This is a genomic window from Metabacillus flavus (genome assembly GCF_018283675.1).
Lineage (GTDB): Bacteria > Bacillota > Bacilli > Bacillales > Bacillaceae > Metabacillus_B > Metabacillus_B flavus.
In genome coordinates this window covers 1,084,582-1,109,353 of sequence record NZ_JAGVRK010000001.1, presented here as the reverse complement: position 1 = coordinate 1,109,353, position 24,772 = coordinate 1,084,582, and the positions used below count along the sequence as shown (strand labels likewise).

The window sequence follows — 24,772 nt, the reverse complement described above, 5'->3', positions numbered from 1 at the left end:
TCTTTACATTACATTTGAAGATGCTTCATTATGACTGTTGCCAGGCAATCGATAAATTCAGCCTGATCATTCGGCATTTCAGGACGGTAGTAGGCTGCACCAAGTTCGTCTGTTACAACTTTGCATTCGTAATCATTATCAAAAAGAACTTCGAGGTGATCCGCAACGAATCCGACAGGAGTATAGACAAAGCTGCGGAAGCCTTTTTCCTCATAAAGCTCGCGTGTTAAATCCTGAACATCCGGACCAATCCAAGGATCCGGGGTATTTCCTGCACTCTGCCAGCCAATGGCATAATTTTTGACGCCGGCTGCCTCTGTAATTAGCTCAGCTGTCTCTTGGAGCTGATCCGGATAAGGGTCGCCTGCTGCAATGATTTTCTCCGGAAGACTGTGGGCTGAAACGATTAAGACTGCTTTTGCCCGTTCTTCTTCGGACATGGAATTGAAGGTTTCTTTAACTCTGTTCGACCAATAGCGGATAAACTTCGGCTCCTGATACCAGCTTTCAACAGAAGTAATGGTCAGCCCGCCAAGTTTTTCGGCCTCTTCCTGTGCGCGTCCATTATAGGATTTGATGCTGAAGGTAGAATAATGCGGAGCAAGAACAATGCTGACAGCCTCTGTTATGCCGTCCTCATGCATTTGCTTCACTGCATCTTCGACGAAAGGTTCAATATGCTTCAAGCCAAGATACATTTTAAATTCAATAGTATCCTGGATGCTGTTTAAGTGCTGCTCAAGCTTTTCTGCCTGATCCTGAGTAATTTTAGCAAGAGGAGAGATGCCTCCAATTGCTTCATAGCGGTCTTTTAAATCCTGCAGCATTTCAGGAGCAGGCGGTCTGCCGCGGCGGATGTGCGTATAATAGCGCTCAATATCCTCTTCTTTATATGGAGTTCCGTAAGCCATCACAAGAAGTCCCATCTTCTTTTTCATCATTCATGCACCTCTTCTGTTTTGTGAAAAGAAACACAATCCTTTTCCCTATGTAATCCATTTTGCCATTTCAGACGGAAACATTCCAAGCGGGATGCTCTTGGAATGTTTTTCAATCATTTATTTGAAGCGGAATATTCATGAACAAAGGAGGCTACTTTTTTTAACGTTGCCGGCTGAACTTCCGGGAATACGCCGTGCCCTAGGTTAAACACATAGCTGTCGGATTTCATTCCCTCATCCAGGATTTCCTTCAAACGTTCCTCAATGACATGCCACGGAGCAAGCAATATGGCAGGATCGAGATTGCCCTGAAGTGTCTTCGTCAGACCCATCGCACGCGCGTCACTGATCGGCAATCTCCAGTCAAGACCCACTACATCGAGCGGCAGATCATGCCATTCCTTCGCTAAATGACTCGCGCCGACGCCGAACATGATAAGCGGAACATTTAGAGGTGCCAGGCTTGTAAAGATCCGATTCATCACTGGTTTAATAAAGGTGCGGTAATCCTGAACATTCAAGGCGCCAACCCAGGAATCAAAGATCTGGATCGCTTTTGCTCCTGCTTTCACCTGTGACTCCACATAGGTAACCATCGTATCAGCAAGCTTGTCCATCAGAGCGAACCATGCTTTCGGTTCTGCGTACATGAACGCTTTCGTTTTATTGTAATTTTTCGATGGACCGCCCTCAATCATGTAGCTGGCAAGGGTAAATGGCGCTCCTGCAAAGCCGATAAGCGGCACACTCAGCTGTTCCTGAGTGAGGATCCGGATGGTTTCAAGAATATAGGGGATGTCCTGCTCCGGATGAATCTCTCCAAGCTTTTCAACATCATGAAGGCTTCGGATTGGATTGCTGATTACCGGACCGATGCCTGTCTTGATTTCTACATCTACACCGATTGCAGGAAGCGGCGTCATAATATCTTTATACAGGATGGCTGCATCTGTATTATATTGCTCAACTGGCAGCCTCGTCACATAAGCTGACAGCTCAGGCTGATGAGTGATTTCAAACAAGCCGTACTTTTCCTTTATCTTGCGGTACTCCGGCTGGGAGCGTCCTGCCTGCCTCATAAACCATAGCGGCACGTGATCTGTTTTTTCCCCTCTGCATGCCTTTAAAAAAGCATCATTGAATTGTTTAGACTCCATGATTCTCCCACCTTACTTGATCTCGTATGTATTTGTTATCAATATAAACTTTATCGTTCCATTAGTATAGCAGATGACTGTAATTGTCAAAAAATCGCCGTAAAAACAGGAGCCCGGAAGCTCCTGTTTTATCGGCCTGAAAAGATTTTAGGTTCTGCGTATGGGGTTCCTTTCCCCTCTTGTTTGGTCTGCTCATTAAACGGGACGACTTTATAGGATGCTGATGAGAAGACATTGCTGAATGGGATTTCATAGGTGCTGTCATTTTTGACTTTTCCAATCAGCTTCTCGTTTTCTCCGGATTTTTCATAGATTCTGTATTCTACACGCGGGTCCTCCTGCTTTTTCCATTTTAACGAAACCGTTATGAGTCCCAGCGGATCAAATGCATAATCCGCGTCTACCTGTTCCAGCGGCTTTAATCGGATCGGACTTTCGAGATCATCTGCTCCCTTAGGAACGGCAAACGCCGTTTTTCGTACGGTTTCCGATTCGCTCAGGATTTTTTTAAACAGCCTGGCCGGATAGGCACTTCCACCAGTAAGATGCTGATCCTTGGAGGTTTGATCGTAGCCCATCCATAAAGCACCGGTTACGTCCGGCGTATACCCTGCAAACCAGGCATCCATGACCGCCCCTTCTTTTTCAGGATAAGAGGTTGTCCCTGTTTTACCTGCCAATTCTCCAGGGTAACTGCCGCTTTTAGCTGTCCCTTCCGAGATAACATGCTGCAGCATTCTTGTCATGTTCCAGGCAGTCTGAGCAGAGTATACTCTTACTTCTTTCTGCGGCTTCTCAGCAATCACTTTGTTGTCACGGTCTTCTATTTTTTCAATAAAATAAGGCTCAGAATAAACCCCTGCCTCCGGAAAAATCCGGTATGCGTTAGCGAGCTGCAAAGGATTGACTCCTTCCTTCAGCCCTCCGAGAGCAATGGCCAGCCCTTTATCCGGAACAGGAAGCCCCTGTTTTTCAAGGTAGGATTTGCTCTTTTCCACACCAAGCTCATTCATAGCCCATACGGCAGGAGCATTTTTGGACTTGATTAATGCATCATACATCGTAACCTGACCTGAATAGCGGTCGTCATTGTTTTCCGGAGCATAGCTTCCAGCATAGGTTTGATAGGAATCAGAGAGCAGCGAATAGGGTTCATAAAGCTTTTCCTCCATTGCCGGACCGTAGACCGCGAGCGGCTTGAAGGTAGAGCCTGGCTGCCTTTTCGACGTTACCCTGTTATAGCCTTTAGGCGTATAATCCCTTCCGCCAATTGCCGCCATGACACCTCCTGAACGGTTATCCAGCAAGACGAATGATCCTTGTGCATGCTGATCGGTTCCCGGGAAATAGCTGTTTGATTGAAACATGTCATACGCTCTTTTTTGGATATCCTGCTGCAAGGGAACCTGGATGGTATACCCTCCTCTTAAAAGCTCCTGATTGGAGAGAGAGTACAAATTTTCTGCTTCATCCATGACGAGGTCGACATAACTGTAAAGCCAGGGATGATCCATTTTTTTGCTGAGGTTGAGTGCAAGGGTCTTTCCTTGAAGTCTGACTGTATCCTCAGCTGACAAATAACCTTGTTCCTGCATTAATGAAAGAACCGTATCTCTTCGTTCCTTCGATTTTACGGGGTGCAAAATGGGAGAATAAGAGGACGGTGCCTTCGGAAGGGAGGCGAGCATGGCTCCTTCGGCAACGGTCAGCTCGGACACGTTCTTCTGGAAAAAATACTGGGAAGCGGCTTCGACACCATAGGCTCCGTGACCGAAATACAGCTGATTTAAATACATTTCCAGCAGCTTTTCCTTGCTGTATTTGTTTTCGAGATTAATGGCGATCATCGCTTCTTTCGTTTTACGAAGCCAGGACTTTTCGCTTGATAAAAAACTATTTTTAGCGAGCTGCTGTGTTATCGTACTTCCGCCCTCTACCTTGCTTCCAGCGGTAAGATCCTTGTAAACAGCTCGTCCGATTGATTTCAAATCAATTCCGCTATGCTCATAAAATCTGCGGTCCTCTACGGCAATAAAAGCCTGCTGAACATGCTCCGGAACCTTTTTAATGGAGACAATTTCCCGATTCTGCTCATACAGCCGGGTGATTTCCTTTCCATTCTTATCTACAAGCCTCGTAGCTGATGGAAGAACCAGTTTCTTCTCGTCAATCATTGCACTGCCGGCGAGCAGGATAAATAAGTATCCGGCGATGGAAATAACAATTAAAATGGCTGCTGCACTACCTGCCCTTACAATTAGACTTTTCATCATTTCACCCCGATTCATTATGTGGCCAATCTGTTATGTTTTAGGATTGTTAATTAAAGGTATTAATATGTACGCGGAAAAGCTGAACCGATTTATACAGTCCTGCAAGATTGCCGCTTTCAAATAAAACCCCGCGGATGGAACTGGACAGCATTTTCCTGCATGGCATATTTGTTTTCAAACCCCATTAAAAGTATATAATTAATAACGAGGTGATTCAGATGAACTTGTACATGACGTTTGGAACGGCTGATTATTTAGAAGGAATCGTAAAATCGAATTCGAATGAAACCATGCTGCTAATGCATACAGATGACAATGCGATGCTGATTCACGAAACGGACGGAGAGACAGTGCTGAAGGAACCTAAAAAGTATGAGGTTCTGGATTCTTCCGGTTCCTTCGAACAGGCAGGTTTTGCAGTACTGAACAACATTCCTGTTACGGAAGAAGGGAAACCGCTCTTTGAACAGCGATTTAGCGAAAGAGCAAGAATGATTGAAAACGAGCCGGGCTTTGCGGCAATCAGGGTTCTACGACCTCTGCGCGATGACACTTACGTGATCCTGACATTGTGGGAGGATGAAGCATCCTTCAAAAATTGGCAGCAATCTAAAGCTTATGAACATGCTCATAAAAAAAGAGGCACATCCGATGGAGTGGACCAAAAATCAATCTTTCCTCGTCCATCCTATGTCACAACCTATCAAGTACTAAAATAACGGTGAAGGGTCCGCTCATGCGGATCTTTTTTTCTGTTTAATAAGAAACAATATACCACGACGGCGTTATTTTGACAGTATATGACTTCTGGTTCACCATGATATTCCCTGGGAAATGACAAATTTTGGCCATATTTTCATAACCCAGGATAGAAATTCACCCAATTTCACTGCGGGCGTAAACTATATTAATACGTATTCCAGGAGTTGATTGTATTGGGGTAGAGCTCACGCTTCTGCACGGTTTGTACGTGCTTGTCATAGGTTCCATCATTTTTTTCATGATTGCCAGAAGAGACACATCTATTGTTTGCATTGCCGGTATCTTCATCCTTGCCCTCGTAGCTACCACTTCCTTTACACTGGCCATCAGCAGTCTGTTTAACAGTTTTATATATGCTATTTCGGAATTGCTTCCGACCATCCTCATCATATCCATCATTGTTTCGATGAGTAAAATTCTCTCTGCTGCAGGAATTAATCAAGCAATGGTTGCTCCATTTGCAAAATTAATAAAGGGTCCTGGTCTTGCTTTTTGGATCATTGGATTATTCATGATGGTGATTTCCTGGTTTTTCTGGCCATCCCCTGCTGTTGCTTTAGTTGGTGCAGTCCTCATGCCTGCAGCCATCAGAGCAGGATTGCCTGCGCTTGGTGCTGCGATGGCGATGAATCTTTTCGGCCATGGTATCGCGCTTTCCAGCGATTTCATTATTCAGGGTGCACCTAAACTTACTGCAGATGCAGCCGGTCTTCCAGTAGAAACGGTTATCCAGGCAAGTATTCCCCTCGTCATCGTAATGGGTGCCGTAACAACCATCTCTGCTTTTCTTTTCTTGAGAAAAGATATGAAGCTAGAACGTCCATTTCCGGTCCTAGAGGAAAAAACCGCTGCAGCTGAGGAAGGAATCCTTACCGGCATCATGAGAAAATGGCTTGCCCTTACCGTTCTGCTTGTTTTTACGTGCGATGTAGCCATTATGTTTCATTTCAAGCTTCAAGGAGGGGATGCTACTGCCCTTATTGGCGGTACGGCGATTCTACTTCTGTTGATTTTTTCTTTAATTACCCATAAAGGAAAAGGATTTGAAAAAACAACAGCCTATTTAATCGAAGGTTTTCAATTCGGGTTTAGAGTATTCGCTCCTGTCATACCGATTGCTGCCTTTTTTTATCTTGGGGATGCGGGATTTGGAAAAATCATTGGTGATTACCTCCCTCATGCTTCCCATGGGATTGTGAATGATCTCGGAGCAGCCCTTGCCTCTGCCGTGCCAATCGCCGCTCAGACAGGTGCGCTTGCTGTTGCGGGTATCGGGGCTATAACCGGCTTGGATGGCTCCGGTTTTTCCGGCATTTCTCTTGTTGGCTCAGTGGCTCAGATTTTCGGGGAATCAGACAGCCATACAGCTGTATTGACAGCCCTTGGACAGATTTCAGCCATTTGGGTTGGAGGCGGCACACTCGTGCCATGGGCCCTTATCCCTGCTGCTGCCATATGCGGAGTCGATCCTTTCGAGCTTGCGCGCCGAAATCTGATTCCAGTTTTGCTTGGGCTTGCTGCAGCTACAATAACGGCTATATTCATGCTGTAAACCAGGGGGCATATATAGCCCCTTCTTTATTGTTGTAATTTTCCGAATTTACCTATAACATGAATAGTAAAATCTTACATAGGGGGAGTTTTATGCTTACAGAGATCTACGAGGAACTAGACCGTTCTTATGAAGAAATGGTCGAGATCCGCAGGCATTTGCACCAGCATCCTGAGCTTTCCTTTCAGGAATGGAAAACGGCCGCTTTTATTAAGGAGTATTACGAGAACCTGGGGGTTGAAGTAAAAGACAAAGTCGGGGGCAACGGCCTCACTGCGGTAATTAAGGGAAGCAAACCAGGTAAAACGGTAGCTTTCCGTGCAGACTTTGATGCTCTTCCTATTCAGGATGAAAAATCGGTTCCTTATAAATCCACAGTTCCAGGTGTCATGCATGCTTGCGGCCATGACGGACATACCGCACTGCTGCTTGTTTTTGCAAAGGTCATGCTGAAGCATCAGGAACAGCTTAGCGGGAATATCCTTCTCATCCATCAGCATGCAGAGGAATATGCGCCAGGCGGAGCAAAAAGCATGGTGGAAGCGGGATGCCTGGAAGGTGCAGATGCTGTGTTTGGCACTCACCTTTGGTCCATAGCCCCTCTTGGAACCATTCAATATCGTACTGGACCCATTATGGCCGCTGCTGACCGTTTTGAAATTGTCATAAAAGGAAAAGGCGGTCACGGCGCACAGCCCCACCTAACAAAAGATGCGATTGTGATTGGTTCTCAGGTAATCTCGAACCTGCAGCAGATTGTCAGCAGAAAAGTGGATCCTGTGGAAGCGGCAGTTGTTTCAGTGGGTACTTTTAAAGCGGAAAATGCCTTTAACGTAATAGCGGACACAGCAAAATTAATTGGTACAGCCAGAACCTTTAAGGGAGAAGTAAGAGACCAGGCAGAGCTGGAGGTTGAACGTGCAGTAAAGGCGGCGTGCCTGCTTTATGATGCGGAGTATACCTGCCTCTATGACCGGGGATATCCGGCTGTCGTGAATCATGAAAAAGAAACTCTTTTTTTAAAAGAAATCGCAGGCAGCATTCCGGGTGTAGCCACTGTCGAGGAAAGTCCGCTTCAAATGGGAGGAGAGGATTTTGCTTACTATCTTCAGGAGCGGAAAGGCAGCTTCTTCTTCACAGGAGCAATGCCCGCGGATCCAGAAGCAGCCCAGCCTCACCATCACCCCAAATTTGATTTTGATGAAAAGGCCATGCTGATTGCAGCGAAGACCTTTGCCTCTCTGTTTGTGAATTATGAGCATGCCGGAGCCGATCAGACTACTACTGAAAACGCAGCAGTAAATTAAACGAAAGCGCCTGCCGGAATGTGGCAGGCGCTTTAATTTTATTCGATTAATCAAAATCTCCATTGGTCAGGATTCTCATCTGGTAAACCTTCATCGCGGTTTCTCCGAGCTTGTCTAGCAGTCTGTAATTTACTGTACCTCCAACAGCCGCTCCGATTCCCGGAACGAGCTGAAGCATTTTAACCAAATCAATATGATCCCGGTATTCTTGCTGAAATTCCCGCCAGTTCATATCCCCGATAGGCAGAGGCTGCGTTTCCCATTGTTCCAAAATGCTGAGCGTTTTCCCCTTTACAGGTTCACTTGAAAAGGCGAGCTGAAAAATCATTAAGATATAAACTCTCTCCTGTAAGCTTTTTGGGGAAAAACCATAGATGCCCGCTGTTTCGAATAAAAATTTCATTTTTATGCCCAGCAGCAGAGGAAAATCGGCCATACCCGCTGCGAATCCTCCTGCACCTGTTGCTGCTCCTTCAAGTGCCGCTGCTTTTTTATAAGTGGATAGAAGCGATCGGACGGCTACATCTTTTTCCTTAAGAGTTTCCAGGTCCGTCACTGCCATATTGGTCCACTGGGATCCTTTAATCGTCATCTCCGTCATGAGCCGGATACTTTCCGTTAGAGCATCATGGACTTTTCCGGGTATTCGGTCAGTCATGAATGCTTGAATGTCCTTTGATTTTCTTTGCCATTTTGCCGGACGCTTCGAAAATCTCTTTTTCCAGAGTAAAACTTCCTCCAGCACTTCTTTTTCATAGCTCATGAATTACCCCCTGTTCATCTTATCTATTCGTTTCTTCGCATAAGCGTTTACGAAAATAAAGACGAAAACGATGGCTCCTCCAATCGCAGCCGCTCCCTGGATCCATTCCATTTTCAATAAAAGAATGACTCCCAGAATAAAGCCCTGTACAAACAGGATATTTCGCAGCAAAGCAAGGAAGCTTTTATTTTTGCTATCCTCTGCAACCGGATATAGATCCGGCAGAGATAGCATATCAAAATGCCGGACGAGCACAATCAGCTGAACACCTGTTAAAAAAATCGTTCCAGCTGTTAGAAGGACAGCCCCGGTTTCGCTCATTTCCACAAAGCCCAAAATAAGACCGGCTATAACCGTTAGCCTGAAAAAGATTCCCAGATAGTCGGTGCCTCTAATAAAAGCTCTGGCAAACATGTACATATATACATGTTCTTTTCCATAGCGAATATTTTGTAATATCCAATCCAGATACGCTCTTCTATGGGCTTCTTTTTTCAGTTTTGGAACATCTGTGAAAAGATTGGCAAGCCTGTAGAATGATTGCTTTTTCCGGTTTTCAGAACGGATGAGGCGATCCCATTTAAGACCTTTCCCTTTTGAAATCCGTTTGAAATAGAGCACAAACAGACCAATCAGCACGGCTATAATCAATGCATATAAAAGCATGTGAGAGAGCGCGAAAAACAGCAGCACAGTATTCAACGCAAACCGTACGGCACGATCCCAAAGGCCGGAGGAATTCTCTTGGGAAAAGGAAACATACCAATCACATTCCATATTCACATAATTCAGGACGAGGAGCAGAACCCCTGTGTACATATAAACCGTCCCATCATTTGATACAGACAGATAAAGCGGACCAAGCAGGAGATATAAAACAATCAGCGGAAGAAGTGACTGAAAATAACTGAACTGCTTCGCCTTCTTTATATATTTTCCCATCTCCTTTTCAAGCGGGAGCAGGAAAACAAGATCCGCTTCCTTGAAGAGCGTCCTCACGCTGGAGAGAACCAGCAATGCCCCGAATACAATTGATATGATGATCTCAGCCGGAAAATCGTCAGGAAGCTGCTTCAGCCATGATTGATAGCCAAGAGCCCCGCCAGCCAGAAGGAAAATCATAACAATTAGCAGATGATCGTTCAGCATGTATTTTAGATAAGAGCGGATTTCTTTAATATGCTCCTTAAGACGGGCTCCCCAAAGGTCAAGAACGTTCTTCATATTCTTCTTCCTTTGTCAGCTGAATGTATAAATCATCAAGATTGGCTCCCGTCATTCCAAACTCTCTCTGCAAATCACTAAGCGTCCCTTTTGCACGGACTTTTCCGTTATGTAAAATAATAAAGGCATCACAGTATCGTTCTGCTGTTGCCAGAATATGTGTGGACATGAGGATGCCCGCTCCCCTTTTTTTAGCCGTGTTCATCTGCTCAAGCAATGAATTGATTGCGAGCGGATCCAGACCAACAAACGGCTCGTCGATTATATAGAGCTCAGGCTCTACCAGGAAGGCACACATGATCATTACCTTCTGCTTCATTCCTTTTGAAAAGTGAGCCGGAAACCATTTCAGCCTTTTTTCCATCCTGAATTCTTTGATTAGCGGCGTGAGTCTTGCTTCAAATTCCGTTTTAGAAAGACCGTATGCCATGGCCGTGAGTTCAAGGTGCTCATGCAGCGTCATTTCTTCATAAAGAATCGGCGTTTCAGGGATAAATGTAAATTGCTGCCTGTAAGCTTCATGATTTACATCAAACGTTTGCCCATTAATGGAAATTTTGCCTTTCCTGGGCTCCATCAATCCGATTATGTGCTTGATCGCTGTACTCTTTCCAGCTCCGTTTAAGCCAATCAGTCCGACGATTTGGCCTTTTTCCAAGGTAAACGAAACATCCTTTAAAACTGGATTCCGGGTATATCCACCCGTTATGCCATCTACATGTAAAAGTGTCATCTCGTTATTCCTTTCTATATATAAGACTTTGTGTTCCCATCATATCAAAACAGAAGGACTCATGTCTTGCTGCTGGCCAGATTATTGCTAAAATAATCCAAGCATAACCATTATGATAACTGCACATTCTAGTTAAGGAAGAAGGAAGTTCATTTACTTTTGCGAATGAGGTGTTTGTCAAAGACGTATTAGCTTAAACTTATTCACCAGAGGGAAAGTCATGGATTTTATCCGCGAGCACATCGCTTAAAAATGAGGTGTTTGTTAAAGGCAAGATTTCTGATTGAAACGAATTTAAGCCAGTCACTTCTGTAAATGAGGTGTTTGTCGAAGACATGTTACCGTAATAAATGAGTCCTTCCCTTCTTCTTAAGCAGGGCTAGCTGATCGGCTTGGCCCTGCTTTTCCTATTGTGCACGTATTTAATAATCCTCAGGCCGGGTGTTCCCCTTTCTTCTTAACCCCGTAATTTTCATATAGTGCTTTAACAGGTCATTTTTCAAACTCGTACTGCCGTTACCGTTTTACTCTTTTCCAGGATAGCCTTGGTAGTTTTTGCTGCCCAATTCCCTGCTTTGACTTTATACGCTGAACTTCCGCTGAAGTTTCATTCTATCTATTCATTATGGTAAAATACCCCTAAACAAGTCCTATGGAAGGAATGATTCGATGAGCTGTATTTTCTGCAAAATTATTAATGGAGAAATTCCCGGAGCGAAAGTTTTTGAAAATGAACATGTTCTTGCTTTTCTGGATATCAGCCAGGTGACGAAAGGTCACACTCTTGTTGTTCCTAAAGTACATAAAGAAAACATTTATGAAATGACACCTGAAATTTCCCGTCATTTCTTTGAAGCAATCCCTGCTATTACACGCTCCATTAAAGAACAATTTCAGCCTGAAGGATTAAATTTGCTTAACAATAACGGTGAAGCTGCTGGACAGTCCGTCTTTCACTATCACATGCACATCCTCCCGCGCTATGGTAAAGGCGATGGTTTTGGGGCAGTATGGAAAACTCATACAAATGATTATACTCCTGAAAAGCTTCAGGAAATTGCCTCCCAAATCCGTGATGGAATTCACATTTAACTTATCAAACAGCTCTTCAATGGGCTGTTTATTTTTTTAGGCTGTTTTCGTAAATTGTGCTGAATGCAACTCAACATGGTGCTAAAAAACAATTAATATTCAAAACTCTCAGTTATTTGTGTTACCATGAAACTAATTTATTCAATTAACGCTTTAGGGGGCTATAAACATGGTGAGAGCTTTGAATTTCAGCGCAGGACCTGCTGCCTTGCCGCTGCCAGTACTAGAAAAAGCACAAAAGGAATTCGTTAATTACCAAGGCACCGGTATGTCGATCATGGAAATGAGCCACAGAGGCAAGCATTATGATGCAGTCCATAGCGGGGCTAAAGCACGATTTAAAAAACTGATGGAAGTTCCTGATTCACATGAGATCCTGTTCCTCCAAGGGGGAGCAAGTCTTCAATTCTCAATGGTTCCGATTAATTTTCTAAAAGAGAATGAGACCGCCGGCTACATTTTGACTGGTTCATGGTCGGAAAAAGCATTGAAAGAAGCAGAGAGGATTGGCCGGACAAAAGTGATCGCTTCTTCAAAAGAAGGTCTGTACCGTTCCATCCCTTCCCGTTCTGAGTGGAGTGACGAGAAAGGTCTTGCCTACCTCCACATTACATCCAACAACACTATTTATGGAACGCAATGGCATGAGTTCCCTGACACAGATGTTCCTCTTGTTGCGGATATGTCCAGCGATATCATGTCCCGACCGCTCGACATTGGAAAATTCGGACTCATCTACGCCGGTGCTCAAAAAAATCTGGGTCCTTCTGGAGTGACCGTCATAATCGCGAATAAACAGTGGCTGAGCCAGAGCACAAACAGCCTGTCTAAATTCCTGGATTACAACACTCACGCTTCCGCTGATTCTCTTTATAATACACCGCCGACTTTTGCGATTTATATGCTCGGGCTTGTACTGGAATGGGCAGAGGAACAAGGCGGCACCGCAGGTCTCGAAAGGAAGAACAAGGAAAAATCGGCTCTTCTTTATGATTCAATTGAGAGCAGTGAAGGCTTTTACAGCGGGCATGCCCTAAAAGAAAGCGAGAGTCATATGAACGTGACCTTTACCCTTCCCGATCAAGATCTTGAAAAGGATTTTCTTGCAAAAGCTTCCGAACATGGATTTATCGGTTTGAACGGTCACCGCAGTATCGGAGGCTGCCGCGCCTCCATCTATAATGCAGTCCCATATGAAGCATGTGAGAAACTGGCCGAATTTATGAACAGCTACAGGAAAAATCATCCGGCCCGTTCTTTTACTTTTCAATAAGTGCGGCCCCTGTTATAATCTATTTAACCGCTTTTGCAATGGGAAAATAGTTCACCATTGGAAAGCATACTTTTGAGCCAAGAAGAGGAGAGTTGAGTTATGAAAACGAGAGAACTTGTTACAATGTCGCTGTTTGTTGCCATTGGTCTTGCTTTGCACAGTATTATCCCGCCTATATTCCTTGGAATGAAGCCGGACATGATGCTGACGATGATGTTTTTGGGAATTGCCCTTTTTCCAACGCTTAAAAACACACTGCTATTGGGAGTACTAACGGGTATATTATCAGCCTTGACGACTGGATTCCCAGGCGGACAGCTGCCGAACATCATTGACAAGCCGATTACAGCACTAGCATTCTTCCTGCTGCTGACGCTGGCTGGCAAACTGGCATCTAAACTTGTAACAGTATCCATCCTTACTGCAGCCGGAACAATCATTTCAGGAGTAATTTTTCTTGGAAGCGCGCTGCTGATTGTTGGGCTTCCTGGCGGATTTACAGCTCTGTTTATTGCAGTTGTTCTTCCTACAACAGCTCTTAATACGATTGGAATCAGTTTGATTTATCCGATTGTTACATCCATTCACAGACGATCAAAACCAATTTCAGCTTAAACTTAAAGGGACTGACCCATTGCGGCCAGTCCCTTTCTTTATGTCAATGCAGAAAAGACAGCATGATCCCAATCAGCAGCGTGACCCCGGCCCCGCCGGCCATAATCATAGCCCGTTGCTTGAGAATCCATTTAGGCGGATAGGAAGCGGCCTGCTGCGCCTGTCTTATATAATGCAAAGAAACCAATAAGAAAACAAGACTAATTAAGTAGAATAGTATCCCTAGCATACATCCCATTCTCCTCCTTTTACGCTTATGTATATGCCATAAAATCCGCGCTATGAGACATGTTTGGTTTTGGAAGACAAATCTGCGTTTCTTCATTGTATGAATTTCCGTTTAAGTCACCGTATGAGGGGTATCATGTAAAGAAGGAATTTTTCATGATGATGTTGAATGTGTAAAGAGAACGGAGAACGGGAGTGATGAGTTAATGTCAAAAGCCAAATCCATTTTACTTGGAATTCTAGCCGGAACCGTTGCTGGAGGCGCAGCAGCTTTGCTTTCAGCCCCATCTTCCGGCAGAGATTTAAGAGGACAAATTAAAGACAGCAAAGACCGCATGCTGGATACCATCAATCAGCTAAAACAAGAAAGCATTGCGCTCAAGGAGCAGGTAGTTCAGGCTGCTAAGGAAAGTGCAGACGTTATTAAAGAGGTGTCTACAGAACTTCAAACCTCTCTGAAAGAATTTCAGGAGGAAATAGAGCCCCACCGCGAGAACCTCCAAAAAGAGATTGAAGCAATTGAAGAAAAAATCAAACAATTAGAAGATACGATTAAAAATTGATGAATATTTCCATATAAGAAATATCTGTAACAAAAAGGTGCTCAAACTTTGTCGGTTTAGCACCTTTTTTCCGTATTTTTTTATAACAATACTGGATTCAAAATATTTTTTTAAAAATTTTGTTAATTTACATCTTTATTAATCTTTACTTTTTTGGGATAATAGAGAATATTAGAAATGCGGAAAAGTAGGTGAGTGAATTTGAAGAAAAATGAAAAGGATTACACTGTAAAAGAGGCATTGCTCTTCAGCCAGAGAATCGCTCAGTTAAGCAAAGCCTTGTGGAAATCAATCGAAAAAGACTGGCAGCAATGGATCAAGCCTTATGATTTGAACATAAACGAACATCACATTCTTTGGATTGCTTACCACCTGAAAGGAGCATCCATTTCCGAGATTGCTAAATTCGGAGTGATGCATGTCTCGACAGCTTTCAACTTTTCAAAAAAGCTCGAGGAAAGAGGCTATCTGGAATTTTCCAAAAAGCTGGATGACAAACGGAATACGTATATTGAGCTGACTCCTAAAGGAGAGGGAATCCTTCTTCAGCTCATGGAGGACTATGATCCTACCCGAAATGCGGTATTTAAAGGCGCCATGCCTCTGCAGAATCTGTACGGAAAATTTCCTGAGATTATCGAAATGATGGCCATCATCCGAAACATTTACGGTGATGATTTTATGGAGATATTTGAACGTTCTTTCAGCAACATCGAAAAGGAATTCGGCGAAGAGAATGGACGCTTAAAGAAAATTACTGAAGAGGAGCAGCCTAAAGCTGCAGCTAATCAATAATCGTCCAGCATGACCAGGAAATCACTCATCAGCTGAGGAAACAATCCCTGTTTGAAAAGGGCTTGAGCCGTTTCCTTAACCTCCAGATTTTCATTTAATTCCTGAACAAAAAGCGTAAGGAGTCCTTCAAAATGGACAAATCCCTGCGCTTTTTGTTTTTGGTGAAGCTGTTCCAGCCGGCCGCACAATTCCATAACCTGCTGATGTTCCTTTTCAGACAGCTGTTTTTCAATAATCATATACATATATGGATGCTCATCCTTGGTAATCAATGAGGCCAAAAGACGAATCTGAAATTCCATCCGATTCAGCCTTTCTTCAAATGAGTCCACGCAAACCCCTTCTTTCTCTCTCTTTCATACTCATATTTTAGCGGATGTGCTCCCTCAGAAAAAGATTTTGAGCATTTTTTTATTTAAATCGCTTACATTCCCTTCTAACGTGTTGATTTTTTTACCGGCCGGCAGTACAGTAGGTAAGGATTTATTTTTCTATGGACGGTGATCGTTTATGAACTGCTGGAAAACCATCGACCTATCAAAAGATTATGGGTTTCAGCGTCTCTTTTTATATTTTGTCTTAGCATCGATTACGGCTTTTATTATCCTCTACCTTCCTCTGTCGTTGGTAGACTCCAGCCGCAAGCTTGATGCAGGACACGTTCTTTACCTATTAGCGATTTTGCTTGTGATTTTGCCCTTGCATAAAATTCTTCATGCCCTTCCGCTAATGCTTTGCGGTAAAATGCCAAAAATGAAAATGGAATATGCAGCAATGATTCCAATTATCCGTCTCAAACCATGTGCGGGAATTACAAAGCAAGTAATGCTTGCAACACTGCTTTCTCCATTTCTCATATTTACGGCAATCAGCATTCAGGCCAGCATACTAATGCCGGAATACGTTCACTACTTCTGCATGGCTGCAGCCCTCCATATCGGCTGGTGTGTTCCTGATTTGATTTACGCCCGTCTAATTATTGCCGCACCAAGAACCTGCATTGTTGAAGAGGACCGGAATGCTTTGGAGATATTAATAGAAAATAAGATTTGAAATGAGAAGGAAACCCTGTAATAACGGTTCCTTCTTTTCTTTAGGAAGAACGCATGCATGAGCCGGCTTTTTCCTATCTTTTTCAGCGAATATTTGGTAATCTTATATGTATCAGTAAGGAAAGGGGGATCTCATGTGATCATCTTGTTCATTTTCTTTGCTGTCTTCATTCTGTTTTACATCAACACTTTAACGAACAGGCTTTGTTTAGTTCGTGAGATTCCTGAAGACCGTCAAACGAGAGTGTTTCGTATGATTAATGTCCTTGTTACGATTCTGCTGATCTCTTCGTATATTGAAATTCTTTATACATAGAACTCGGAATCTGCAGCTCCGATCGAGTTATACACAGAAAAGCCGGCCACTTGGTGGTCGGTTTTTTTGTTTGGGATTAGTTTTAGCACTGACCCCCGCTTTGCTAAAGCACTAAATCTCCGTCCCCCTTTCTTGAAAACCTATGAGCCTCATGCAATATTCGGTCTGTTCCTTATTCCCCCGATGCGGTGATGCACTGAAGGTCAGTGCAAAGATCATTCTGCGGCACGGCATCACGCCCCTCTTTTAGCAATATTTCATTAGAAGCAGCACCCCGGATTGGGAGCGCCGCATTTATTGGCTGGGTGCTAAATACCACTGCTGCGGCTCGCCCCTCGAGGTCATTACCAAAGGAAAAAGCACCCCCAATTAGGAGCGCTCTGTTCATGTAAAGCTGTTCATTTTTCACCTGGAACTGGTGTCTAGTTCCAGGCGCTAGCCCTTCGGCCGCTTCGCTTCTTCTGTCAGGGCAAAAAGCGCCCTTCTGTCAGAAGCTCCACCGTCTTTCAGGGCTGAGCAAGCGCCTTACACTTTTCTTATAGCCAAGCTGCACCAACGATGATCAACAAAATGAATAGTACAACGATTAACGCGAAACCTCCGCCGTAAGAACCGCCCATTGAACACACCTCCTTACTGATGGTTAAGATATACTATGCAATTTTCTTGTATTGCGAATGGGCGTTCATCCTGCATATTGCAGTTATCAGCAGCCCTTATTGACTAGCAAATATAAGCTGCACCCACAATAATCAGCAAAATAAACAAAACAACAATCAACGCAAAGCCGGAATTATATCCTCCCATGACGTATAGCCTCCTTTCGCAGTCAACTCATTATATGAAGACGGAATTTGCTTGATTGGGCCTTTCGCCCACATCCAAAAAACTTTCTTGCATATCCCATGAATTTCACATAATTTCACATATTAGGATTTTCACGGTAAGATTACTGCCGTTCTTATATGAAAAAACCCAGAAAACACAGAGCTTGTCTAGAATCCCTTTGCATCGGGGTTTTCAAGTGTTTATGATCTTTTTCCACTCTTCCCTCTCCTCTTTTCAGATTAGGTTGCAAAAGTCCCCTGAACATGGCACAATGTTTTATAGTATTTAGTACAAACACTATTAGGGCAGGAGTTGTATCGACTAATGAAAAAAATGGCTATTGCGGCTATTACAGCTACGAGCCTTTTCACACTTGGCGCATGCAGCAACGGAGCAGCAGGCGGTTCTGATGTTGTGGCTGAGACGAAAGCTGGTAACGTTACGAAGGACGAGCTTTACGAGGCTATGAAATCCCGCGCAGGTGAACAAGTATTGACTGAATTAGTTCATAACAAAGTGCTGGGTGAAAAATACAAAGTTTCCAAAGATGAGATTAAAAAAGAGCTTGAATCCATTAAAGCTCAATATGGCGCTGAGCAAATTGACATGCTAGTTAAAAAGCAAGGTCAAGCCGCAGTGGACAATATGGTAAAAACTGAACTTTTGCGTAAAAAAGCTGCAGAAGCTGAATCAAAAGTGACAGATGAAGACATTAAAAAGTACCATGAAAGCTTAAAAGACAAAGTGAAAGCAAGCCATATCCTTGTTAAGGATGAGAAAACAGCTAAAGAAGTTAAAACTAAACTGGATGGCGGAGCTAAATTCGAAGACCTTGCTAAGGAATACTCCCAGGATCCATCTGCACAAACCGGCGGATCTTTAGGATGGTTCGGTAAAGGCCAAATGGTAAAGGAATTTGAAGCAGCTGCTTTTAAACTTAAAGAAGGCGAAGTCAGTCAGCCTGTTAAAACAGAATACGGTTTCCACATTATCCGTATTGATGAAACATACAAATCGTATGATCAAATGAAGAAAAGCCTGGAAGCTGAAGTAAAAGAGCAAAAAACCCAGGACCCTGCAGCGATGCAGGCTGCAATCGATAAAGCGCTAAAAAACGCTAAGGTTGAAGTAAAAGACAAACAGCTTAAAGATACCTTTAAAGCCCCTGAACAGCCAGCAATGCCTGCTCAGCCGGCTCAATAATAGAGTTCATTAAAGAGAGGGAGCCATTTGGGCTTCCTCTCTTTTTTGGTCCCGATCCGGACCGTTTTCTTTCCACCCGGCTTTAGACACTTGCTATTTATTGCTGTACCTGTTATCCTTATTAAGAATTATTTTTGTTCGGATATTAAGATCGAATACGTTTCAGCTTGATATTTTTAGAGCAAGAATAGTAACACGTTTGTGCGTCATGCACTAGGAGGTAACAAAATGTTAGAAGGTACAGTTAAGTGGTTTAATGCAGAAAAAGGTTTCGGTTTCATCGAGCGCGAAGATGGCGACGACGTATTCGTACATTTCTCCGCTATCCAAGGCGACGGATTCAAAACTCTAGAAGAAGGCCAAAAAGTTACATTTGAAATCGTTCAAGGTAACCGTGGCGACCAAGCTGCTAACGTAGAAAAAGCATAAGTTTTACCCATATAAAAAGACTCCTGCAAGCAGGAGTCTTTTTTTGCATTTAAGGAATAGCTTTACGATTCAGACAGTCATCTTTTCAGCTTTTCTCCGCTCTCTTTCCGCTTTGATCCGCTCCAAATAAATTTGTCCTTCCTGTTCAATGAATTCCTCATCTGTTCGTATATCTTCTCTCGTGAGTGTTACAAATTTAAAACCGCTGAAAAGCACTCCGCCCATGCAAAGATAAATCCACCACGGCAACGTCAGCATCCAAATATTCCTCCTTCATTAGCCCAAGCCTTTATCTCATGCTTATGCTGAAGGAGAAAGCTTTATGCTAGTTGTGAAAAACCGGCTTGTAAAAGGAACGATTTTCAAGGGCAAAGACCCGTTCGGAAAACTCGCCGGGTTTTACTCGTTCGAGCGCACGGTCAAGCATGTTCATTTTCGCATCAAGGTTATCAATATAATGAAGGATTTCCGCTTCCTTAATCATTGGGGGCTTCGGACTTCCCCATTCTGCTTTTCCATGATGGGAGAGAATAAGATGCTGCAAAACGACTACTTCCTCAGATTCAATTCCCAATTCTTTTGCTGCCTGCGCTATTTCATTAACCATAATGGAAATGTGGCCAAGCAGGTTGCCTTCTACCGTATAGGTTGTACTGATTGGTCCGCTTAGCTCAGTTACTTTTCCAAGGTCATGAAGTATTACGCCTGCATAGAGCAAGTCAGTGTCGAGGGACGGATAAAGTGCTGCAATGGATTTAGCCAGGTTCAGCATGGATACTACATGGTATGCAAGACCGGATACGAATTCATGGTGATTTTTCGTCGCGGCCGGATATTCCAGAAATGCCTGCTGGTGCTGCTTCACAAGGTGTCTTGTGATGCGCTGGACACTTGGATTTTTCATTTCAAAAATATATTGAGTGATGGTATCCATCATGTCTTCTTTTTTCAGAGGGGCTGTTTCCAAAAAGTCCGATACGTCAAACGTTTCATGGTCATGAAGCGGACGGATGTTTTTGATTTTCAGCTGGTTTCTTCCTCTGTAATGATGGATATCCCCTGCGATTTTCACAATGCCCTGAGCTCCATAAATTTGTTCGTCCCCCTGGCTTGCATCCCAGAGCTTCGCTTCGATTTCTCCGCTTTGATCCTGGAGGATGAGGGTCAAAAAGGGTTTCCCGTTGCTTGCTACCCCCTTGGTGGATGATTTAATGAGCAGATAAAGTTCAACCTGCTCCCCTACATCAAAATGCATAACTCCTTTAGACATGCTGATTCCTCCCTGTTTTTATCTGTGAATAAGTATACCATAACCTTTAAACCGTCTGCCTTTCTATACGGTTTCTTTCCTCTCACCTAGAAGGCCCTGCCGCTCTAAAACCGTAACTGGCCCTAAGAACTGATTAGCCAGCTGCGTCTGGCATGTAAACATCAGCACCTGCTGTTCAACCGATATGTCTCTTAAAATGCCAAGCATCTTATCGGTTCGTTTTGCATCAAAATGCACAAACCCGTCATCAATCAGAACCGGCATATTCAATGACTCGTTTAAGCTTGAAATAAGAGCAAGCCTTAGCGAAAGATAAAGCTGTTCCGAGGTAGCCTGACTTAGTTCACCCGCATTAAACCTTTGTCCATCCGCCCTTTCTGCTATAAACGTCTGTTCATGATCAGGCAGGTAAACATTCACATAGCGTCCGTCAGTTATGCTTGTAAAGAAATGAACGGTCTTTTCCAGCAGTTTGGGCATCCGAACTGTCCGATGATAATCAATCGTCCGCAGCAGAAAATCCCTTGCAAGAGTATGAATCATCCATTCTCTCGCTGTTCGTCTTGCCTCTTCCTTTTGCAGTTCATGCAAATGCAAATGGTCCGAATAGCTTCCATCTGCTTCCAGTGCCTCAAGCTTTGCCTGTAAAAAAGACACCTGTTCCTGCCGGGATTTCAGCTGTTTTTCCAGCTCTTCGATATGCAGCGTGACTTTAGCCAGTTCGTCTTCAAGCGTGGTCCAGTCCTCTGCCAGACTTTGAGTGATGTTACTTGTCTGAAGCTGTCTGGAGGTCCACGTTAATTGCTTTTTGATTTCTTCCCGTTTCCCATGCTGAATAGCTATGCTTCTGAATGCTTCTTCATCTGAAGCAGAAGCCATTTCTAAAAGCTTTCGGTAAGCTTCGTTCTTATTATTGAGAAGCAGAAGCCTTTCTTCATACTCTCCTGATAGCTCATTTAAGCGAAGATCCAGATCCTCAAGCTTTCTTGCTTTCTCTCTCTCCTGTATTAGATCAGAATAGAGCTCATCGATCTGTATGAGAAGGCCATTGCCGGAAGCTCCAGCAAGATTGAGGGAACTGGCTGCTTTTTGCTCATACTGTGCGGTATCCGATAAACCTGATTGTTTATGTTCCTCTTTCCTGCGTTTTTCTGATATCTTCTCTTTGTATTTTTCAAGAATGGCAAGTGACTCCGCCAGAGAAGAAGCTGGGGCTGTTTCAGGTAAATAGAATGCTTTTAGAACCGGCTTCACCTTATGATCAAGCTGAAAACGCTCCTTTTCCCATTCTTCGTACTTTGCAATGACCCGGTCACAGACTCTTGTCTCCTGCTCTGTTCTAAGTTTCTCAAGCTCCGCCATTTGCTTTATTTGCTCATCCTTCCACAGAATGCCCCTAAGCTCTTCCAGCCGCTGTAAAACAATAGGGGATGGATCTGTTTGTTCCTGCAGCTCCTGCTCCAAATCCCGCTTTCTTTTCCGCAAATGCTCAAGAAGCGGATCTCTGTCAGTTTGTAAGCTTCGGAAAAAAAGCACTCCAGCAGCCAAACCTGTAAAAAGAAGGCCTCCCAATACCCATTGCTGCTGGATAACCGACCATATACAGCCGGCAGCCGCAATAAGTAAAACGAACATCAGGCTTGCAGAGCTTCGTTTTTTGCTATTATCTGATCGTTTCCGCTGGTTTTCAAGCTCCAGCTTCATATTCTCAAGTTCCTTTTTGAGCTGCCCGGTCTGCTGGTGGTTATCCGCCTTTTCTAAATTAGAAAGCTCCTGTTCCAAAGCAGTCCGCTCATCCTGATCCATCCCTTTTTCTAAAAGGGAAGCATGGCGGTTTTCACTTATATCAAGCGCCTCTTTAGCCCGGTCAAACTGCTCATCCAGCTGTTTTTTTTGCATGGACAAAGTTTTGGCTTCTTCCGTTAAATCAGCTATGGCGGATTTCATTTTTATCGTCGTATCAATTCGGCATATTTCTTCCTGACTTGGAGGGTTTTCATACACTTGCCCTGCGAGAACAGCCAGCTCCTCATCCAAAACCTGAATGGCTGATTCCAGTGCTGAACGCTCGTCTATCAGAGCCTGATACCTGCCCGACTGCTCTTTCAATTCAACTATATGTGCTTCTTTTTCAAGAATGTTCCCATTCGCTTTAAAAGCTTCGGATTTTTCCTTCAGCTGCTGAATTTGTTCCCTCAATCGTTCAGTTTGGGCTTTAAGGGGTTCAATCTCTGTTAATAGTTTTTCAAGTCTATTCATCCCATCTGCCGGAAAGCGGCTCGTGTCCGGCAAAGATTCAAGCTCTTCCCCTAAAACTTTCTGATCCCTTAGTAGCGGCAAATAAGAAACTGCTCTGCTTAAATAAGAATGCTTTTTTCTGCCTTCTCTTAAATCAAACTCCAGCTGAAGAACTTCCTTCTCGGCATCTTCCTTCTGCTTTATCAAAGGCTGATATTCACTGGCTGCCTGAGCAGCTGCTTTTACTGCGTCTGCCGTTTTCTTCACTTTTGCCAGCTTCTCATTTAGAACAGGCTTCTTGCCATTGGGCTTGAATAACCGATCCTGTTCTTTGCCGAGCCTCTGCTCAAGCTTGTAAATAGCATCTGTCCCTACCATGCTCGTTACATAAAGGAATTTGCCTATCTCCTCTTCGTTGAGCCGTTCAATTTGCTGAAGGCCATGCAGATCAAATGAAAAAACAGATTGGAAGAACGCTTTATCCATCCCCCCTGTCCACTCGCGCAGCAAGGCTTCACCCGCTGTCTTGCCGTCCGGGAGATCAATTCTTGCCTCTCCTCCTGAGCGGCCGCGGACACGTTCTATTTTCACAAGGCCTGAACCGCTCACTTCAGCGATAATAGCCCCGCCGAAAACCTGCCCATCTTTCGGTTCGTATTTGCTGTCAGTCTGCAGTTTTTGAGGCAGCCCGAAAAGAATACTATGTATAAAGGACATAATCGTAGACTTACCCGCTTCATTTTGCCCGTAAAACAAAGCAGCCGGAGCATTCTCCAGTACGATGTGCCGATTGGTAAACTGGCCATATCCATAAATTCTAAGCTCGCGGATTTTCATTTATGAAGCTCTCCCTCCTTCAAAAGCTCTGCTAAAACGAGAGACTCCGCTTCCCGGATCATTTCCTGCTGCTCTTCCTCCGAAAACGCTTCTAAGTATTTTCGAACCAATGCATTTCCGTACAAAGGTGCAGCCGCTTCTGCAAAGGATTCGTATTGTTCTGTAACGTTCAAAAAGTCCCTGTAAAAAACGGAATCCTGCTTAAGTTTTTCTTTATCCGCATGAATGACCGTATTGTCAGTTATTTTTCCAGTCCAAACAAATTCGCGGCGATCTTCCTCGCCCTCATTAATCGCAGCAAGCAAGTCTATTGCTGTTTCGGCCCGCTTTAAATCTGCTGCAAGCTGTGTTTTTCCTGACAGGTTAATGGTTAAGATAACCGGACACCCCTCTTTCCGGAGGGCTTCTTTTTCTGTTTTGATGAGTTCCAATAGCTGATCCGCTGTTTCCGTTTCATCTAAAATGATGGTACGTTCCAGCCACAGTACATCATGGAGCGGCGAAAAAGCAGTATTCACACCTGGTTCATTTATTGTGACTGTATAGCACCCTTTTTCTCCCGTTTCCTTCCGGTGTCTGCCCTGAAGGTTTCCCGGATAAACAATTGTGGTTTCGTGTGAAGGGAGAATGGCTCTTTTGTGGATATGGCCAAGTGCCCAGTAATCAAAACCGGCTGACTCCAGTTCACGGATAGTAAAGGGGCTGTATACATCATGCTCCTCCGTTCCTCCTTCAAGCGAACCATGGAGGAGTCCGATATTAAAGGGTGCCCCAGACTGTTTTATGTAGTGCGATGTAAGGTTTTTTGTAACTGAGCGCTCCGGATAGCTGTACCCATAAAGATGTGCAGCCAGTTCTTTGTTTTTATAAAATGGCAGGCACTCTACCTGTTCATGACTGAAAACATGGACATTTTGGGGCCACTCTATTTGAAGCCATTTTCCGCCTAAATGGTCATGATTACCGTGTATAACATATACCGGAATTCCAAACTCGTTCAATTTCTCAAACTCTCTTTTTAGCCTGAGCTGCGCTTTTAAACTCCGATTTTCTCCATCGAATAAATCTCCGGCTAAAAGAAGGAAATCTGCTTTTTCTTCTATTGTGAATGACACCAGATTTGAAAAGCTTGCAAACGTGCTTTCCTTCAGCCGGTGCAGAATGGATTCAGGCAGATGGTTAAGCCCGGCGAATGGACTATCCAGATGCAAATCAGCGGCATGAATAAATTTAATAGGTGGCATGGTAATTCCTACTCTCTTTAGACCTTTGCATATATTCTATCATCACAGGAAGGCGAATGCACGTTCTTATACATTTC

26 protein-coding genes are annotated in these 24,772 nt (G+C 43.9%); 12 read left to right on the top strand and 14 right to left on the bottom strand.

The features are described 5' to 3' along the window. Positions 1–8 precede the first annotated feature (8 nt). The 3 genes from hemH to J9317_RS05785 all read right to left on the bottom strand — a co-directional run bounded on the left by hemH (position 9) and on the right by J9317_RS05785 (position 4,371). Positions 9–941: a ferrochelatase gene (gene hemH, locus J9317_RS05795; protein WP_211556946.1), complete on the bottom strand. Its 933-nt coding sequence runs from the start codon at positions 939–941 to the stop codon at positions 9–11. Positions 942–1,054: 113 nt separating this feature from the next. Further along, the gene (gene hemE, locus J9317_RS05790; protein ID WP_211556940.1) at positions 1,055–2,098 is read right to left on the bottom strand and encodes a uroporphyrinogen decarboxylase; all 1,044 of its coding nucleotides are present in this window, start codon (positions 2,096–2,098) and stop codon (positions 1,055–1,057) included. A 128-nt stretch (positions 2,099–2,226) separates the two neighbouring features. Next, a complete protein-coding gene (locus J9317_RS05785; protein ID WP_431190671.1) occupies positions 2,227–4,371 on the bottom strand; it encodes a transglycosylase domain-containing protein in 2,145 nt (714 codons plus the stop codon). 218 nt (positions 4,372–4,589) lie between these two features. On the opposite strand from J9317_RS05785, the gene J9317_RS05780 reads away from it, so the two are divergent. The 3 genes from J9317_RS05780 to J9317_RS05770 all read left to right on the top strand — a co-directional run bounded on the left by J9317_RS05780 (position 4,590) and on the right by J9317_RS05770 (position 7,992). Next, complete coding sequence (locus J9317_RS05780; RefSeq protein ID WP_211556937.1) at positions 4,590–5,090, top strand: antibiotic biosynthesis monooxygenase family protein; 501 nt, start codon at positions 4,590–4,592, stop codon at positions 5,088–5,090. A 215-nt stretch (positions 5,091–5,305) separates the two neighbouring features. After that, positions 5,306–6,685, top strand: coding sequence for a hypothetical protein (locus J9317_RS05775; RefSeq protein ID WP_211562146.1), 1,380 nt, complete (start codon positions 5,306–5,308; stop codon positions 6,683–6,685). A 92-nt stretch (positions 6,686–6,777) separates the two neighbouring features. Then, the gene (locus J9317_RS05770) at positions 6,778–7,992 is read left to right on the top strand and encodes a M20 family metallopeptidase (protein ID WP_211556935.1); all 1,215 of its coding nucleotides are present in this window, start codon (positions 6,778–6,780) and stop codon (positions 7,990–7,992) included. A gap of 46 nt (positions 7,993–8,038) precedes the next feature. Here J9317_RS05770 and J9317_RS05765 read toward each other — a convergent pair whose 3' ends face one another. From J9317_RS05765 to J9317_RS05755, 3 genes are read right to left on the bottom strand one after another with little or no spacing between them, the layout of a single operon-like run. Beyond that, the gene (locus tag J9317_RS05765) at positions 8,039–8,755 is read right to left on the bottom strand and encodes an EcsC family protein (RefSeq protein WP_211556933.1); all 717 of its coding nucleotides are present in this window, start codon (positions 8,753–8,755) and stop codon (positions 8,039–8,041) included. 3 nt (positions 8,756–8,758) lie between these two features. Then, entirely contained in the window at positions 8,759–9,979 is a 1,221-nt protein-coding gene (locus tag J9317_RS05760; protein ID WP_211556931.1) for an ABC transporter permease, read from the bottom strand. After that, positions 9,963–10,712 carry an ABC transporter ATP-binding protein gene (locus J9317_RS05755; RefSeq protein ID WP_211556929.1) on the bottom strand — a complete coding sequence of 250 codons (750 nt, stop codon included), beginning with the start codon at positions 10,710–10,712 and terminating at the stop codon, positions 9,963–9,965. The genes J9317_RS05760 and J9317_RS05755 overlap by 17 nt, the downstream gene beginning before the upstream one ends. A gap of 669 nt (positions 10,713–11,381) precedes the next feature. Here J9317_RS05755 and J9317_RS05750 point away from each other — a divergent pair. The 3 genes from J9317_RS05750 (at position 11,382) to J9317_RS05740 (ending at position 13,692) form a co-directional block, all read left to right on the top strand. Next, positions 11,382–11,804, top strand: coding sequence for an HIT family protein (locus tag J9317_RS05750; protein ID WP_211556925.1), 423 nt, complete (start codon positions 11,382–11,384; stop codon positions 11,802–11,804). Between the two features lie 169 nt (positions 11,805–11,973). Further along, on the top strand, positions 11,974–13,077 hold the full coding sequence (gene serC, locus J9317_RS05745; protein WP_211556924.1) for a 3-phosphoserine/phosphohydroxythreonine transaminase: 1,104 nt from the start codon (positions 11,974–11,976) through the stop codon (positions 13,075–13,077). Positions 13,078–13,176: 99 nt separating this feature from the next. Then, the gene (locus J9317_RS05740; RefSeq protein ID WP_211556923.1) at positions 13,177–13,692 is read left to right on the top strand and encodes a tryptophan transporter; all 516 of its coding nucleotides are present in this window, start codon (positions 13,177–13,179) and stop codon (positions 13,690–13,692) included. Between the two features lie 43 nt (positions 13,693–13,735). Here J9317_RS05740 and yhzF read toward each other — a convergent pair whose 3' ends face one another. Continuing rightward, positions 13,736–13,921 carry a membrane protein YhzF gene (yhzF, locus tag J9317_RS05735; RefSeq protein ID WP_211556922.1) on the bottom strand — a complete coding sequence of 62 codons (186 nt, stop codon included), beginning with the start codon at positions 13,919–13,921 and terminating at the stop codon, positions 13,736–13,738. A gap of 205 nt (positions 13,922–14,126) precedes the next feature. On the opposite strand from yhzF, the gene J9317_RS05730 reads away from it, so the two are divergent. Both J9317_RS05730 and J9317_RS05725 read left to right on the top strand, forming a co-directional pair. Further along, positions 14,127–14,483: a YtxH domain-containing protein gene (locus J9317_RS05730; protein ID WP_211556921.1), complete on the top strand. Its 357-nt coding sequence runs from the start codon at positions 14,127–14,129 to the stop codon at positions 14,481–14,483. 201 nt (positions 14,484–14,684) lie between these two features. After that, positions 14,685–15,278 carry an HTH-type transcriptional regulator Hpr gene (locus tag J9317_RS05725; RefSeq protein ID WP_211556919.1) on the top strand — a complete coding sequence of 198 codons (594 nt, stop codon included), beginning with the start codon at positions 14,685–14,687 and terminating at the stop codon, positions 15,276–15,278. Here J9317_RS05725 and J9317_RS05720 read toward each other — a convergent pair. Next, complete coding sequence (locus tag J9317_RS05720; RefSeq protein ID WP_211556918.1) at positions 15,272–15,610, bottom strand: DUF1878 family protein; 339 nt, start codon at positions 15,608–15,610, stop codon at positions 15,272–15,274. The genes J9317_RS05725 and J9317_RS05720 overlap by 7 nt on opposite strands. Before the next feature lie 178 nt (positions 15,611–15,788). Here J9317_RS05720 and J9317_RS05715 point away from each other — a divergent pair, with 178 nt between their 5' ends. After that, the gene (locus J9317_RS05715) at positions 15,789–16,331 is read left to right on the top strand and encodes a DUF3267 domain-containing protein (RefSeq protein ID WP_211556917.1); all 543 of its coding nucleotides are present in this window, start codon (positions 15,789–15,791) and stop codon (positions 16,329–16,331) included. A gap of 135 nt (positions 16,332–16,466) precedes the next feature. Continuing rightward, positions 16,467–16,646 (top strand): hypothetical protein, encoded by a 180-nt coding sequence (locus J9317_RS05710; RefSeq protein ID WP_035413651.1) that lies wholly within the window; start codon positions 16,467–16,469, stop codon positions 16,644–16,646. Positions 16,647–17,182: 536 nt separating this feature from the next. On the opposite strand, the gene J9317_RS05705 is transcribed toward J9317_RS05710, so the two are convergent. Both J9317_RS05705 and J9317_RS05700 read right to left on the bottom strand, forming a co-directional pair. After that, positions 17,183–17,266: a YjcZ family sporulation protein gene (locus J9317_RS05705; protein WP_035406457.1), complete on the bottom strand. Its 84-nt coding sequence runs from the start codon at positions 17,264–17,266 to the stop codon at positions 17,183–17,185. Positions 17,267–17,369: 103 nt separating this feature from the next. After that, positions 17,370–17,453, bottom strand: a complete 84-nt coding sequence (locus J9317_RS05700) for a YjcZ family sporulation protein (protein WP_035406462.1) — start codon at positions 17,451–17,453, stop codon at positions 17,370–17,372. 345 nt (positions 17,454–17,798) lie between these two features. On the opposite strand from J9317_RS05700, the gene J9317_RS05695 reads away from it, so the two are divergent. After that, the gene (locus tag J9317_RS05695) at positions 17,799–18,677 is read left to right on the top strand and encodes a peptidylprolyl isomerase (RefSeq protein WP_211556916.1); all 879 of its coding nucleotides are present in this window, start codon (positions 17,799–17,801) and stop codon (positions 18,675–18,677) included. A gap of 228 nt (positions 18,678–18,905) precedes the next feature. Next, on the top strand, positions 18,906–19,106 hold the full coding sequence (locus tag J9317_RS05690; protein ID WP_035406464.1) for a cold-shock protein: 201 nt from the start codon (positions 18,906–18,908) through the stop codon (positions 19,104–19,106). 69 nt (positions 19,107–19,175) lie between these two features. On the opposite strand, the gene J9317_RS05685 is transcribed toward J9317_RS05690, so the two are convergent. From J9317_RS05685 to J9317_RS05670, 4 genes are all read right to left on the bottom strand, one after another. Further along, positions 19,176–19,364, bottom strand: coding sequence for a sporulation YhaL family protein (locus J9317_RS05685; protein ID WP_035406467.1), 189 nt, complete (start codon positions 19,362–19,364; stop codon positions 19,176–19,178). A gap of 67 nt (positions 19,365–19,431) precedes the next feature. Further along, positions 19,432–20,376: a 3'-5' exoribonuclease YhaM gene (yhaM, locus tag J9317_RS05680; protein WP_211556914.1), complete on the bottom strand. Its 945-nt coding sequence runs from the start codon at positions 20,374–20,376 to the stop codon at positions 19,432–19,434. 63 nt (positions 20,377–20,439) lie between these two features. Continuing rightward, on the bottom strand, positions 20,440–23,451 hold the full coding sequence (locus J9317_RS05675) for an ATP-binding protein (protein WP_211556912.1): 3,012 nt from the start codon (positions 23,449–23,451) through the stop codon (positions 20,440–20,442). Further along, positions 23,448–24,695: a metallophosphoesterase family protein gene (locus J9317_RS05670; RefSeq protein ID WP_211556910.1), complete on the bottom strand. Its 1,248-nt coding sequence runs from the start codon at positions 24,693–24,695 to the stop codon at positions 23,448–23,450. Before J9317_RS05670 ends, J9317_RS05675 begins: the two co-directional genes overlap by 4 nt. Positions 24,696–24,772: the final 77 nt, after the last annotated feature.

Excerpts from the sequence above, each read along its gene's own strand:
- J9317_RS05750 (WP_211556925.1), top strand. The coding sequence starts at position 11,382 with ATGAGCTGTATTTTCTGCAAAATTATTAATGGAGAAATTCCCGGAGCG.
- J9317_RS05765 (WP_211556933.1), bottom strand. The coding sequence starts at position 8,755 with ATGAGCTATGAAAAAGAAGTGCTGGAGGAAGTTTTACTCTGGAAAAAG.
- hemE (WP_211556940.1), bottom strand. The coding sequence starts at position 2,098 with ATGGAGTCTAAACAATTCAATGATGCTTTTTTAAAGGCATGCAGAGGG.
- J9317_RS05770 (WP_211556935.1), top strand. The coding sequence starts at position 6,778 with ATGCTTACAGAGATCTACGAGGAACTAGACCGTTCTTATGAAGAAATG.
- J9317_RS05755 (WP_211556929.1), bottom strand. The coding sequence starts at position 10,712 with ATGACACTTTTACATGTAGATGGCATAACGGGTGGATATACCCGGAAT.
- hemH (WP_211556946.1), bottom strand. The coding sequence starts at position 941 with ATGATGAAAAAGAAGATGGGACTTCTTGTGATGGCTTACGGAACTCCA.
- yhzF (WP_211556922.1), bottom strand. The coding sequence starts at position 13,921 with ATGCTAGGGATACTATTCTACTTAATTAGTCTTGTTTTCTTATTGGTT.
- J9317_RS05695 (WP_211556916.1), top strand. The coding sequence starts at position 17,799 with ATGAAAAAAATGGCTATTGCGGCTATTACAGCTACGAGCCTTTTCACA.
- yhaM (WP_211556914.1), bottom strand. The coding sequence starts at position 20,376 with ATGTCTAAAGGAGTTATGCATTTTGATGTAGGGGAGCAGGTTGAACTT.
- J9317_RS05705 (WP_035406457.1), bottom strand. The coding sequence starts at position 17,266 with ATGGGCGGTTCTTACGGCGGAGGTTTCGCGTTAATCGTTGTACTATTC.
- J9317_RS05675 (WP_211556912.1), bottom strand. The coding sequence starts at position 23,451 with ATGAAAATCCGCGAGCTTAGAATTTATGGATATGGCCAGTTTACCAAT.
- J9317_RS05700 (WP_035406462.1), bottom strand. The coding sequence starts at position 17,453 with ATGGGAGGATATAATTCCGGCTTTGCGTTGATTGTTGTTTTGTTTATT.
- J9317_RS05715 (WP_211556917.1), top strand. The coding sequence starts at position 15,789 with ATGAACTGCTGGAAAACCATCGACCTATCAAAAGATTATGGGTTTCAG.
- J9317_RS05685 (WP_035406467.1), bottom strand. The coding sequence starts at position 19,364 with ATGCTGACGTTGCCGTGGTGGATTTATCTTTGCATGGGCGGAGTGCTT.
- serC (WP_211556924.1), top strand. The coding sequence starts at position 11,974 with ATGGTGAGAGCTTTGAATTTCAGCGCAGGACCTGCTGCCTTGCCGCTG.
- J9317_RS05730 (WP_211556921.1), top strand. The coding sequence starts at position 14,127 with ATGTCAAAAGCCAAATCCATTTTACTTGGAATTCTAGCCGGAACCGTT.
- J9317_RS05760 (WP_211556931.1), bottom strand. The coding sequence starts at position 9,979 with ATGAAGAACGTTCTTGACCTTTGGGGAGCCCGTCTTAAGGAGCATATT.
- J9317_RS05670 (WP_211556910.1), bottom strand. The coding sequence starts at position 24,695 with ATGCCACCTATTAAATTTATTCATGCCGCTGATTTGCATCTGGATAGT.
- J9317_RS05740 (WP_211556923.1), top strand. The coding sequence starts at position 13,177 with ATGAAAACGAGAGAACTTGTTACAATGTCGCTGTTTGTTGCCATTGGT.
- J9317_RS05780 (WP_211556937.1), top strand. The coding sequence starts at position 4,590 with ATGAACTTGTACATGACGTTTGGAACGGCTGATTATTTAGAAGGAATC.
- J9317_RS05690 (WP_035406464.1), top strand. The coding sequence starts at position 18,906 with ATGTTAGAAGGTACAGTTAAGTGGTTTAATGCAGAAAAAGGTTTCGGT.
- J9317_RS05785 (WP_431190671.1), bottom strand. The coding sequence starts at position 4,371 with ATGATGAAAAGTCTAATTGTAAGGGCAGGTAGTGCAGCAGCCATTTTA.